12 protein-coding genes are annotated in these 12,769 nt (G+C 52.2%); 9 read left to right on the top strand and 3 right to left on the bottom strand.

Translation table 11 applies throughout. The features are described 5' to 3' along the window. Positions 1–28: 28 nt before the first annotated feature. Positions 29–1,405: a glutamate decarboxylase gene (locus PsAD13_RS24820; protein ID WP_063319787.1), complete on the bottom strand. Its 1,377-nt coding sequence runs from the start codon at positions 1,403–1,405 to the stop codon at positions 29–31. A 179-nt stretch (positions 1,406–1,584) separates the two neighbouring features. Between PsAD13_RS24820 and PsAD13_RS24815 the strand changes: the two genes are divergently transcribed. Beyond that, positions 1,585–2,694 (top strand): ATP-dependent RecD-like DNA helicase, encoded by a 1,110-nt coding sequence (locus PsAD13_RS24815; RefSeq protein ID WP_057465454.1) that lies wholly within the window; start codon positions 1,585–1,587, stop codon positions 2,692–2,694. A gap of 46 nt (positions 2,695–2,740) precedes the next feature. Next, complete coding sequence (gene rpiB / locus PsAD13_RS24810; RefSeq protein WP_063319786.1) at positions 2,741–3,190, top strand: ribose 5-phosphate isomerase B; 450 nt, start codon at positions 2,741–2,743, stop codon at positions 3,188–3,190. A gap of 75 nt (positions 3,191–3,265) precedes the next feature. Here the strand turns inward: rpiB and PsAD13_RS24805 are convergent, their stop codons facing one another. After that, positions 3,266–3,655: a hypothetical protein gene (locus PsAD13_RS24805; protein ID WP_063319785.1), complete on the bottom strand. Its 390-nt coding sequence runs from the start codon at positions 3,653–3,655 to the stop codon at positions 3,266–3,268. 376 nt (positions 3,656–4,031) lie between these two features. Between PsAD13_RS24805 and PsAD13_RS24800 the strand changes: the two genes are divergently transcribed. The 6 genes from PsAD13_RS24800 to PsAD13_RS24775 all read left to right on the top strand — a co-directional run bounded on the left by PsAD13_RS24800 (position 4,032) and on the right by PsAD13_RS24775 (position 11,327). Then, positions 4,032–6,485 (top strand): Tex family protein, encoded by a 2,454-nt coding sequence (locus PsAD13_RS24800; RefSeq protein WP_063319784.1) that lies wholly within the window; start codon positions 4,032–4,034, stop codon positions 6,483–6,485. A gap of 295 nt (positions 6,486–6,780) precedes the next feature. Further along, positions 6,781–7,662, top strand: a complete 882-nt coding sequence (locus PsAD13_RS24795; RefSeq protein ID WP_063319783.1) for a hypothetical protein — start codon at positions 6,781–6,783, stop codon at positions 7,660–7,662. After that, the gene (locus tag PsAD13_RS24790) at positions 7,652–8,035 is read left to right on the top strand and encodes a CesT family type III secretion system chaperone (protein WP_063319782.1); all 384 of its coding nucleotides are present in this window, start codon (positions 7,652–7,654) and stop codon (positions 8,033–8,035) included. The genes PsAD13_RS24795 and PsAD13_RS24790 overlap by 11 nt, the downstream gene beginning before the upstream one ends. A 233-nt stretch (positions 8,036–8,268) precedes the next feature. Further along, a complete protein-coding gene (locus tag PsAD13_RS24785) occupies positions 8,269–9,588 on the top strand; it encodes an amidase family protein (RefSeq protein ID WP_208986924.1) in 1,320 nt (439 codons plus the stop codon). A gap of 72 nt (positions 9,589–9,660) precedes the next feature. Further along, positions 9,661–10,137 carry a YaiI/YqxD family protein gene (locus tag PsAD13_RS24780; RefSeq protein WP_057465450.1) on the top strand — a complete coding sequence of 159 codons (477 nt, stop codon included), beginning with the start codon at positions 9,661–9,663 and terminating at the stop codon, positions 10,135–10,137. A gap of 122 nt (positions 10,138–10,259) precedes the next feature. After that, entirely contained in the window at positions 10,260–11,327 is a 1,068-nt protein-coding gene (locus PsAD13_RS24775) for a hypothetical protein (RefSeq protein ID WP_063319781.1), read from the top strand. A 281-nt stretch (positions 11,328–11,608) separates the two neighbouring features. On the opposite strand, the gene PsAD13_RS24770 is transcribed toward PsAD13_RS24775, so the two are convergent. Next, the gene (locus PsAD13_RS24770) at positions 11,609–11,965 is read right to left on the bottom strand and encodes a VOC family protein (RefSeq protein WP_057465498.1); all 357 of its coding nucleotides are present in this window, start codon (positions 11,963–11,965) and stop codon (positions 11,609–11,611) included. Positions 11,966–12,461: 496 nt separating this feature from the next. Between PsAD13_RS24770 and PsAD13_RS24765 the strand changes: the two genes are divergently transcribed. Then, positions 12,462–12,769, top strand: a 308-nt coding sequence (locus tag PsAD13_RS24765) for a hypothetical protein (protein ID WP_063319812.1), incomplete at its 3' end; no start/stop codon positions are given.

Below are 12,769 nucleotides of genomic sequence, written 5' to 3'. Positions count from 1 at the left end.
TAGGCGGTTTCTCTCACGGTAGTATGCTTTACCCGTGAGAGAAGCTTGGCCCTGCCTCTGACCATTTGATGTTGTTTTTGTCCAGATAGTTCAGAGCCTTACGGATATCCAGAAAGAGTTGGTCTACTGCGTCATGAGAGACGCCGTGGCGTACCATGATACGCTGGACGACCGTATCGTGCATGTCTGCCGGCAGTGGGTAGGAAGCGATTTGCCATCCGCTCATGCGCACCCGCTCTGAAAGATCGTAGAGCGAATAGTGGGCTTTTTCCGGGTGTTTGAGGCGATAGCACACACAAGGCAGAGCGCCGTTGCCGTCATACAGAATGTCGAGCTCCGGTAGCCCCGCCAGCTTTTCGGCGAGATATTGAGCGTTCTCAGCGCAGGCTGACTGGATGTCTCTGTAGCCTACCCAGCCTAGTCTCATGAAGTTGTAATACTGGATGACGATCTGACCGCCGGGGCGGGAGAAGTTCAGCGCGAAGGTGGGCATGTTGCCGCCCAGATAATCGACGTTGAACACCAGATCAGACGGTAGCTCTTTCTTATCTCGCCAGATTACCCAGCCAACACCAAGCGGTGCGAGACCGAACTTGTGGCCGGAGGCGTTGATGGACTTTACGCGATTGAGGCGGAAATCCCACAGCAGCTCCGGATGCAGGAAGGGAGCAACGAACCCACCGGATGCGGCGTCTACGTGAACCGGAATGTCCAGACCTGTCTGAGCCTGGATCTTGTCTAATTCCTCGCAGACTTCCCTTACGGGTTCATAAACACCGGTGAAGGTGACGCCAAGGGTTGGGACGACGCAGATTGTGTTTTCGTCCACGTAGTCTTTCAGCTGCTCAGGCCTCATATGGAGAGATCCTTCGCTGAGAGGGATCTGGCGGAGCTCCACATCAAAGTACTTGGCAAATTTGTGCCAGCAGACCTGAACCGGACCGCACACCATGTTGGGTTTGTCGTAGGGCTTACCTTCTTTCTTGCGGCGATCTCTCCATGCCCATTTGAGGGCGAGGCCGCCCAGCATTGCGGCTTCAGAGGAGCCTGTGGTTGAGCAGCCGATTGTTTCTTCAGCTTCCGGGGAGTTCCAGAGGCTGGCGATGATATGAACACAGCGGGCTTCAATCTCTGCCGTTTGTGGATATTCATCCTTATCGATCATGTTCTTGTCGATACAATCGGCCATGAGTTTGTGGACTTCGTCTTCTACCCATGTTGTGCAGAAAGTGGCGAGGTTCTGCCGTGCATTGCCGTCCAGATAGAGCTCGTCGCGGACAAGGTTGTAGGCCTCTTCCGGGCTCATTCCGGTTTCTGGAATGTGCTCTTTGGCAAGTCCTTCAACTGCGCGAGCCGTGGCGTAAATGTCTGGACTTTCGCTGGCACTTGTCTTCCACAATGGCATGAGGTTGCTCCGAAAATGATTAGCTGATGCAACCCTAGCGTCAGTGCCTGAAGGCCGCGTAAGTTTCACAGGTTCAATTTGGAGTGTCCTGTTGACCTTTTTAAGAAAACGAGGGCGTTTCAGGTCAGCTTCGTTTATTACTCATTCTGGTTTGAGAAAGTTATTACAGGTGGTCTGGAATGGATTGGTCTCCGCAACAAGATGATGCACTTACTGAAGTGGCGCGCTGGTCCCGTTCGCACGGGCCGCAGGTGTTTCGCTTGTTCGGGTATGCCGGTACCGGTAAGACCACTCTGGCTCGCCATCTGGCTGAAGGGCTGGATGGAGAGGTGGCCTTTGGCGCCTTCACCGGTAAGGCCGCGCATGTGCTGCGCCAAAAGGGCTGTGCAGATGCTTCGACCATCCATTCGTTGATCTACCGTCCAAAAGGTACCAAGAAGGATGATGAGGACGAGGATGAGAGCCCTCAGTTCGCCATTAACCGCGACAGCCCTGCCGCGAAAGTGGACCTGATCATCATTGATGAGTGCTCCATGGTGGATGAGGAACTCGGACGCGATCTGCTTTCTTTCGGTAAAAAGGTGCTTGTGCTGGGTGATCCTGCACAGTTGCCGCCGGTGCGAGGTGGTGGTTATTTCACCGAGACCGAGCCGGATATCATGCTCACCGAGGTTCATCGTCAGGCGAAAGACAACCCGATTGTGCGCATGTCCATGGATATTCGCGATGGGCAAGAGCTGGATTTTGGCCAATATGGCGACAGTTCTGTGATCTCCCGTCGGGACATCGACAAAGAACGGATCCTTGCCTCTGATCAGGTGCTGGTGGGGACCAACAAGACGCGCAGGCTTTATAACGGCCGGATTCGGGACCTGAAAGGTATCACGACACAGATGCCATCCGTGGGTGACAAACTGGTGTGCCTGCGTAACGACAAGACCAAAGGTTTGCTGAATGGTGGCCTCTGGGAAGTCTCCCGCCTGCGTCCGCCACGCGGTAATACGCTGCGCTTTGACGTTACATCAGAGGATGACATCTCCAAGAAGGCGATTAGGGTGAAGGTGCTGCCTGCGATGTTCGAGGAAGGCAGCGAACAACTTCCTTACGCCATCCGCCGCCGTGCCGATGAATTCGACTACGGCTACGCTCTAACCGTGCACAAATCCCAGGGTTCTCAATGGGATGATGTAGTGCTGTTTGACGAGAGCTGGGCTTTCCGCGAACACAAGACGCGCTGGCTGTATACGGCAGTGACCCGTGCGGCGCAGAAGATTACGGTGGTGCGGTAACCACCCTTTGCCGTCAAAATGCCTTGCTAAACGGGAAAGATATTTCATGACGAGCAACAAACGCATCGTTCTTTCAAGCGACCACTCAGGCATTCCGCTTCGGCAAGTTGTGGCGGCTCATATCGCTGCGAAGGGATGGGAGGTTGTCGACATCGGACCGACAACGCCTGAAAGCACACCCTATCCAAAGCATGGTAAAGCGGCTGCACAACTTGTTGCTTCTGGTGATTGCAGGTTCGGGATTGTGTTGTGCGGTACCGGCCAAGGGATCATGATGGCGGCGAATAAGGTTAAAGGCATCCGGTGCGGGGTTTGTAGCGACACATTCTCTGCTCGCATGATCCGCGAGCACAACAATGCCAACATGCTTTCTATGGGTGTCCGCGTGATTGGCGAAGGAGTTGCACTCGATATCGTGGATGCATTCCTTTCCGCTCAGTTCGAGGGCGGGCGACATGCAATGCGTGTGGAGATGATTGAAGCGCTGGAAGTTTAGCGCTTGTCTGGTGAGACAGACTCTAAGTTTTAGTAAGCTTGTGCGCGGGCGTGCCCGCGCTTGGTTTCTATTGGATTACTTGACAGTAATTTTGTAGGAGTTAGAGCCGCGACCGCCTCGGGTGCGCCCTGATGTCATGATGCTATAGCTTATGCGTGCTTCGTCCGGACCTCGGTATCCTTTCTCAGGCTGATAATAAATGTACATAACATTTATGTTCTTGCCTTTGCAGATGGTGTTGTCCCGGTTAATTGGTCCAGTGGATGGTCTCAAGATAAGTTTGCCGTGTTTAGGCTCTTTGTTGATTTTTACTCTTGGCATGGCTTCTGCAGAACAGGTTGAGCGGTCGTAGAAACCGACACCATCCACATAACCACCTTTGTTGGCTGGTACTTCGCGTTTATAGGTGTCTGCGAATGACGATGTCGCGACCAAACACGCCGCAGCTGCAATTAATAGTTTCATTAGTAATGCCCCCTGTATTTCAGCTTTTACGAGTATACTACATAATTCAGCTAGTTGGTGGTCATTCTTGCCATGGAAATTTGCATTTAAAAGAAATTTTTTCATCATATTCATATGAGTGAAAACAAAAATGATGGGTTGCAATCAGAAGGCAGGTATTTGCTTTCAGAAGTCGGAGTAGCCCAAAATCAAGATCATATGCAAAAGTTTGCAGGGCAATTGAATGTCTAGATCATTGGATGATGCAGACTTAATGTGTTCAAGTGCTTCTGGTTTTCATTATCTTTCCCTGTGCGTATTCGTCTCTCGTACCTAGTTTTGCCCGCATTGGGAACCTAGGGTGGGCATCTGTTTTTAATAAGCCTGCGAGATTTGAATGTCTGATCTGAGTTCTGTTGCTTCTTCTTCTCCTGCCAAAGCGGGTAAGCTTTCTGCTGATATTGCTTTGCGGATTTCTCAGCGTATTTCGGGTGAAATTGGCTGTGCGCCGGGGCAGGTGAATTCTGCGGTGCAGTTGTTGGATGAAGGGTCTACGGTTCCGTTTATTGCGCGTTACCGTAAAGAAGCGACGGGCGGGTTGGATGATACGCAGCTGCGTACGTTGGAAGAGCGCCTGATTTATATGCGTGAGATGGAAGATCGTCGCAAAGCGATTGTGAAATCCATTGAAGAGCAGGGCAAGCTCACCGACGAGCTGGCAAAACAGATTGCTGGTGCTGATAACAAAGCCACTCTGGAAGATCTTTACCTCCCTTACAAAAAGAAGCGCCGTACCAAAGCGCAGATTGCTCGCGAAGCTGGCATTGAGCCGCTGGCAGATCTGCTGCTGAGTGATCCGAACAAGACGCCCGAGAGCGAAGCGGGCAGCTTTGTTGATGCCGAAAAGGGGTTTGCGGACACCAAGGCGGTGCTGGATGGGGCTCGTCAGATCCTGATGGAGCGTTTTTCTGAGAACGCTCAGTTGGTTGGTAAACTGCGTAACTATGTGGCGCGTCAGGGTGCTGTGAAGGCAGAAGTTGTTGCTGGCAAAGAGCAGGAAGGCGCGAAGTTTTCTGACTACTTTGGTTATTCTGAGAATTGGAAGAACATTCCGAGCCATCGTGCATTGGCGCTGTTGCGTGGTCGCAATGAAGGTATTCTGGCGCTGGATCTGAAGGTGGATGAGGATGATGTTTCCGCTGTGAAGCCAGTGGAGCAGATGATTGCTGATGCGGCGGGCATCGTGAACAACGGTCGCCCTGCGGACAAGTGGCTTTCTGATGTGTGTCGCTGGACGTGGAAGGTGAAGATTGGTCTTCATGTTGAGCTGGACTTGATGAGCGAGCTGCGCGACAAAGCAGAAGAAGAAGCGATCAAGGTTTTTGCCCGTAACCTGAAGGACTTGTTGTTGGCAGCGCCCGCTGGGCCGCGTGCGACACTGGGGCTTGATCCGGGTATTCGGACTGGCGTGAAGGTTGCTGTTGTTGATGCGACTGGCAAGCTGATTGATACGGCCACGATCTACCCGTTCCAGCCACGCAATGACATTCAGGGGTCACTTGCCACCTTACGGGCATTGGTTGCCAAGCATGGCGTGAGCCTGATTGCGATTGGTAACGGGACTGCCAGCCGCGAGACGGATCGTTTGGCGGCGGACTTGTTGAAGGATATTCCGGCAGAACATCGCCCAACCAAGGTGATGGTGAACGAGGCGGGGGCTTCGGTTTATTCTGCCTCGGCTTTGGCTGCGAAAGAGATGCCGGATGTGGATGTGTCTTTGCGCGGAGCGGCTTCTATTGGTCGCCGTTTGCAGGACCCGCTTGCGGAACTGGTGAAGATTGAGCCGAAGTCCATTGGTGTCGGGCAGTATCAGCATGATGTGAACCAGACTAAGCTGGCCCGCTCGCTGGATGGTGTGGTTGAGGATGCGGTGAATGCGGTTGGGGTTGACCTCAACACGGCATCTGCTCCGCTGTTGGCGCATATCTCCGGCTTGACAGAGGGCCTTGCGAAAGCGGTGGTTGAGTATCGTGATACGGTCGGCACCTTTAAAAACCGCAGGCAGTTGTTGAAGGTTGCGCGGCTTGGGCCAAAGGCGTTTGAGCAGTGTGCGGGCTTCCTGCGGATTGCAGATGGCGAGAACCCGCTGGATGCGTCCTCTGTTCACCCAGAAGCGTACCCACTTGCGCAGAAGATCATCAAAGCATGTGGTCGAGATATTCGTGAGATCATGGGCTCCAACCTGCTGAGCAATCTGGACCCAAAAGAGTTTACGGACGAGAAGTTTGGTCTGCCGACTGTAAAGGACATTTTTGCAGAGCTGGAAAAGCCGGGGCGTGATCCACGTCCTGAGTTTAAGACCGCCTCCTTCCAGGACGGTGTTGAGACCATGCAGGATCTCAAGCCGGGTATGATGCTGGAAGGGACGGTGACCAACGTGACCAACTTTGGTGCCTTTGTTGATATCGGCGTGCATCAGGACGGGTTGGTGCATGTGTCTCAGCTCGCAGACCGGTTCGTGGATGATCCGCATACGGTTGTGAAGGCGGGTGATATCGTAAAGGTGCGTGTTGTTGAGGTGGACATTGCCCGCAAACGCATCGGCCTGACCATGCGCAAGGACACTGCAGATGCTCGTGAGAATGCGCGGGAACGACAGGCTGACCGGGGTGGCAACCGCAACCAGGGTGGAGGTCGTCCGGGCGGCGGTAATCGTCCAAATGGCGGCAACCGTGGTGGAGGACCTCGCGGGGGCGATCATGGTGGCAACAAGCCAGCTGATACGAGCGGTGGTAGCAACAATGCCATGGCAGCGGCTCTGGCAGCGGCGTTTAACAAGCCTAAACGGTAAGTCTGCTTCCAATCAGTTTTTCGGGGAGTCCGCTGGTTCTGCTGGCGGGCTCTTTTTTTGTTAGGAGTTCTGTATTTTAAATAATTTTTATTTTTATGCCTGATCTATCAGGGGTGTAGAATTGGCAAAGATTTTTAAAATCATGATGTTGTAGTATTTATATTTTTCCTCCTGGTCTTTCTTCAAGTTAATGTAATCGATCCCTGTGCTGAATCTCACAGTTAGAATTTCTCTCATTGTTACTGTTGATCTTGAGTTGTGTGTTCTATCTTAGGTTGTGTAACGGGAGAATTTAGTGCCGTCCTTTGCCTCGCTTGTTCATTGTCTTCGTTCTAATACTACTGAGACGCCTGATGCTGTTAACTTCACAACTGTAAAGAAAGCGCAGAAGTATCTAGGGGATTTTCAGGGGAAGGAGGTTCGCGTTTCCGCGCAGACCTTTGAAGACCTGAAGGTTGCACAAAAAGTTATCTGGCAGACCAAGCAGTTGCTTCCGTACGGTGCGGGTAATTTGACGCCGGAGGTGTTCGCTTCGCGCGGTGAGAGTTATCTGCGAGCCAATTATGGGCTGGCGAAAGCCCCGCAGCATGGTGGGTTGGCCGAAAGCTCAGTCCGTGTGCAGGCCGGCAACTGTTCCGGGCACGCCGAGGTTAGTTATAAGCTTCTGGCGGCATCAGAAACAGATCGCCCAGTGGCTCGTGTTTCCTCTTCAATGGTTGATCATGCGTTTTGCATGATTGGTGATCCCAGAGACCCTACGCAAGAGGCTGTTGTTGTTGATGCATGGCCGACGTTTCCGGGGGCTTTTCGTCTTCAGGACGGGAAACAGAGTATCATGGGTGAAGCGCCAACCGTGGTGTCGTGGACGCGTGCCGGGCCAAAGCCTGCTTTATCTCTGGATATTGAGGGGCTAAAGCCAGTGCCCTTTGAGGAAATTCAGGGCTTCTTTAAGTCGCTGGACGTTCCCAGTGCTCCGGGAAAGAAGCTTGAGCGTTTTATTGTTGAGCAGAACTCCAGGTCTCAATTTATGTTTTCAAGCCTCAGTACCACGGAAAATCCTGCGACTACCTACGTGACGGATTGGACTTCAGAGACTGTTCAAGCGGATGAAATTCCTGCGAAATACTTCCATGAGAAGTTCGAGGGGCTGAAGGCTGGGAAAAAGCATGGCTTCTAACAATGTGAACTTCCATCACCTGATGAAAGACCTCATGAGGCAGTATCTGATCAACGAGTATGATGAGAATGAGGTCTATCAGGTGGATGTTGATGGTGCGCGCAGCATGTACTTTGTGGGCAATGAGCCAGACTATATTAAGCTGCTGGTGCGGGTTGAGCGTGAGGCCATTCATGAGGGGCTGAGTGAAAGCAGCCTGCTGAAGCTGAACCTGCCTGACCTTTCAGGCCATCCGATTATTGTCGGGCAGGGGGATGATGACTCTGTGGTGCTGTGGTCTCGTATTGCGCTGAGTGGATTGTCTTTGCCAGATTTGCTGGAGAGCGTTGAGGCGCTTGGTTCAGCAGCTTTATCCCTCACTGCCCGGAACTAAAGCAGTTCGCATTTGAGTTGAAGCATCTGAACTGCTTTAGCCTTTGTTTTTGCGTATCTTTGTCCGAAAACCAGTTCGCTTTTTTCGGCGATACACTGTAGTTTTGCTGCGCTTCGCAGTGGGAGATTAATAGACTGGTATCTCTTTTGTTTGGAGATGATTGAACTGACGAGGAAAACAGGCCACAACCATCAAAGTGCGATAAATATGCATGCGTGATGAGTGGAGATAACTTGTCGACAGATCCTCGTATACATTTCAGAGCGGTAGATGTAGCGCGCCGATATATTGATCGGGCAATGGACCTGCCTGATGGATGTGTAGAACGTGTGTTTCTGGAGTTTGATGCAGAGAGAATTATGCGCGCTGCTGAAGCTGCGGATCAGCGGCAGAAAGAAGCGCATGACTCGTTGCCTTTGCATGGCGTGGCTGTTTCTCTCAAAGACCTGTTTGATGAAACTGGCATTGTCACCAGTGCTGGCTCGCCGTTCCTGCGCAAGCGGGCTCCGGCTTGTGAAGATGCCAAGGTGGTGTCTGCCCTGAAAGCTGCAGGGGCGTTTACCTGTGGCCGTACCAATATGAGTGAGTTGGGTTTTACGGGGCTTGGGCTTAATCCCTGTTTTGGATCCCCTGCAAATGTGATTGATCCGGCACGGATTCCCGGTGGTTCATCCTCGGGGGCTGTTGCAAGTGTGGGGCTGGGGCTGTGTGATGCGGCTCTGGGAACCGATACTGGCGGGTCTGTGCGAATTCCGGCAGCGCTTAATGGGCTTTACGGGTTTAAGCCGACGCGGGCGGCGATTTCGACCAAGGGTCTTTTCTCTGTTTGTCCTTCCTTTGATACGGTCGGTTTTATTGCGCGATCAATACATATGTGTACCCGTTTGCATGCTGTGCTTTCGGGGCAGTGTCTTGCTCCGCGCAGGATAAAGAGCCTTGATGGATTGCATGTGGGGCTTGTGGCTTCGCCATTGGCTGAGGGGCTGGATACGCAAGTGAGTGCGGATTTTGACCGCTCGATGCAGGCGATCCGGGATGCGGGGGCTATCATTGCGCCGGTTTCGGAGCCTGTCTTGTGCCATAGCGCGACGTTCCTTGGGACGATCTGCAGTTACGAGACCACTGCTTTGGTTGGCGGGTATCTGGAAGGTCTCAAAGAGACTGGTGATCCTTATGTGGTTCAGCGGATTCTCAAGTCGACTGAGGTGACGAGCAAAGAGATGGAAGAGGCGCGCTCGAAGCGGGTGGAAGCTATTCGTGCCTTTAAAGAGATGGCGGGCAAGTTTGATATTCTGATTGCGCCGACGGTGCCGATTGTTGCACCGCTGCTTGAGGATGTTGACAGCAATCCGGAAAAATTTGGCTCTCAGCTTTCGCAGAATACGCGTGCTGTGAACTGGGTTGACGGATGTGCTGCGACCATTCCCATGAACCCGCATGGCATGCCGGGGACGGGTTTGATGTTGATTGAGCGGGCTGGACGTGACTGGCATGTGCTTGAAATGGCAAGTTTGATTGACAAAGTGATCGCTCCTGCGCGACTAAAGGGCTGATTTGAGCGTGTTCCTCTCCGAAAACCGGAACCACTTTTGGGGAATACGCTGCGATGCAGGAGAAGAGCTGCTGTGACCAGCGCTAAAAAGATACTTATTTATATTGATGCGGATGCATGCCCCGTCAAAGACGAGATTTACAAGGTTGCTGACCGGTATCGTCTGAAGGTGTTTGTTGTTGCCAACAGTTTCATCAACACGCCTCGTGATATGGATGTGGAGCGGGTGATCGTGCCTGACGGGCCTGATGTTGCGGATGACTGGATTGCTGAGCGGGCCGTTCCGGGTGATATTGTTGTGACACAGGATATTCCGCTGGCTGACCGTGTGGTGAAGGCAGGTGCGCTTGCGCTGTCCCCCAAAGGAAAAGTGTTTGATGAAGCTTCCATTGGTATGGCGCTGGCAACACGTAACCTGATGGAAGATTTGCGCAGCTTTGGGGAGCAGACAGGCGGGCCGCGCCCGTTCTCACCGAAAGACCGTTCTCAGTTTTTGCAGAAGATCGATCAGATCATTCAGCAGCTGAAGCGTCAGGGGTTTTCGGTATAGCGGGGTGGTGTTTGCCATTAAGCTCTGTGAAAACTGACGATGATGTGCTGTAGGCCTCTTTGTCGACAAAGTTGAGCGCTTTTCTGATGCTCTACTCTCGATAGACGTCAGGTCGTTTCCCTATGCCAGTTATCAGCGTGCGCAAATCAGTTGCCTTAGGCCTTGTTGCGCTTTTTTCTTTTTCGTCTCCATCTGCATTCGCCAAGTGGAAGAACCCTGCGGATCGTTATGCAGAGGCTTACAAAGAGTATTTGGGTGCTGCTTGCCCCATTGCTCCGGATAGCATCAAACACTTTGTTTATTTTGCCAGAGACCGCGAAGCGATTGAGGAGCATCCGTTTTTGGAGAGCTCCCGGTTTGCAGGTGCGCAGATCATGTATCCGTGGCGTGCGCTTGAAACCTCCGAGGGAAACTATGATTTCTCTCTGATTGAAGCGGATCTGGCGTATCTGGAGTCCAAAGGCAAGACGCTGTTCGTCCAGCTTCAGGATGCTTCGTTTAATCCAGACTATGTCCCTGTTCCTGACTACATTCTTTCTGATGAGTATGACGGCGGTGCTGTTTATCAGTTTGACGATAACAACGAGCCGGAAGGTTGGGTTGCAAAGCGTTGGAACAGCAAGGTGCAGGAGCGGTTTACCAAGCTTCTTCAGGCACTGGGGCAAGCCTTTGACGGGCGGATTGAGGGTATCAATCTGCAAGAGTCTGCCATTGGGGTGTCTGCTGAGGATGATGAGCAGTTCAGTCCGGCCAGATATTCTGAAGCGCTGAAGGGCAATATGTCCGCGATGAAGGCGGCGTTTCCGACATCGGTTACGATGCAGTATGCGAACTTTATGCCGGGTGAGTGGCTTCCCTTCGAAGATGAGGGCTATCTGAGCTCAATCTATGAGTATGGTGAAAGCATTGGTGTTGGTTTGGGTGCGCCGGACCTTATGTTCAAGCGTCGTGGTCAGCTGAACCATACCATCGCGATGATGCATGAGCGGGCGTACTCCGCGCCTCTCGGGATTGCTATTCAGGATGGCAATTATACGGGGCGGACGGGCACAACTGAAGTGATTGAAAATGATCAGAATATCGTGCCGCTGCTTCATGCTTTTGCGCAGGATTTTATGAAGGTGGACTACATGTTCTGGGTCAATCAAGAACCGTATTTTGAGAACGATGTTCTGAGCTGTTTTGAGTAGCGGCTCGACGTAGAGTTCGTATGTCAAATCGCATATGCCACTGCCGTCATGCCGGACGAGCGGAGCGGAGATCCGGTACCCAGTGCTTTGAGGATAGGCGTTGGCGTGGGGCTCTAGATCCCGCATCAAGTGCGGGAAGACGAAGGAGGGGAGGCGATTGATGCTTTGCCTGTTGCGCCATCGCCGTTATGCCGGATGAACGGAGCAGTGATCTGGTGTTCGGTTCTATGAATCGTCACCCAATCACTACGCAGGCAATTGTAAGGTCGCGATCAACATGGTTACACCGTGAAGGCGCGGCTAGATACTGACACCTTGTTGTTGGATGGGTCAGTTGTATTGGCAAAGCAATAGCCATCTGCCTGATGGACTGGCCCGAATTGCAATCCAAGGTCTCCCGCTGCCTTGCAGAAACTTGGAACATCTTCAACATCAAAAACAAGTTTGACCAAGGACTGACCTTCCTTTTGCCCCTTTGATGCAGCGTGTAAAAGTATAGAGAAACCATCACTTTGCGGGCGAAGTTCTACAATCCGATCCCCGTCTTTCTGGATTTCATCAAAGCCAAAGTAACGGCAATAAAATTTGGCCATTTGAGGCAGTTTTTTGGTATAGATAATTAAACGTCCTAAAGATATCGCCATCCGTGAAGTCCTAAGCAGCCTGACTTTAGATGCCAATTATGCTTGGTCATCTGGTTGCAGGCAAGTGCATAGTTCCCGTGAGTTAGGTCGCGGCGAAGGCCCTCTTGAGTCCGCGAATGCTATTTCATGATGACAGACTGTTATCACGAGTTACACTCTATGATCCTTCCTGAGCGTATCCTTAGGGCAACAGGTGCGGGGTTGTTGCAACTTTTCGTTGACAGGTGGGCGGTTCCATTCCACATTCATATGTGAGGCGTAGAAACCTCTCAACGCGGTACCCGCTCCCGTAACTGGCGGATTTTTTGTGCCTTTTTTCTGAAGGTGCAAACCCTTTGTTATGAGCGGGAGGGCGGTGAATACAACACCTCCTTCGGGGGGGAATAAACCCGCCTGTCGTTGTCAGGTTTCTACCCTCCCGCTCGCCAGTGGGCAGTAGAAAGCTCATTTGTCGTGCGGTCCTTCAACAGCCAACAACGAGGCTTTGAATATGGCCGACACTGCATGCGCCTGTGGCGCCACAAATACTCTTCAGAATGAATTTGATGACGTGAACGTTGCTGTTTCTGATCTTCAAAACCTTGCTTATATGCAGCATATGGTGCTGAGCGAGCGGATGAAGAACAGTTGCGAACGTGATGTTTTATTCACTTTGCACTACGCTTTATGTAACCGCCTAGAGGCACTTGATAAGACCTGCGGAATTTTAACCGATGCGTTGTCCGGCACGTCCTTCCCTAAAGGACTTTCCGGTCACGCGACACGCAGCGTCGCCTCTCCACCACCGGTCGAAACCAA

The sequence above is a fragment of the Pseudovibrio sp. Ad13 genome (genome assembly GCF_001623225.1).
Taxonomy (GTDB): domain Bacteria; phylum Pseudomonadota; class Alphaproteobacteria; order Rhizobiales; family Stappiaceae; genus Pseudovibrio.
Note: the sequence above shows the minus strand (reverse complement) of the source record. Positions and strands in the feature narration are given on the sequence as shown.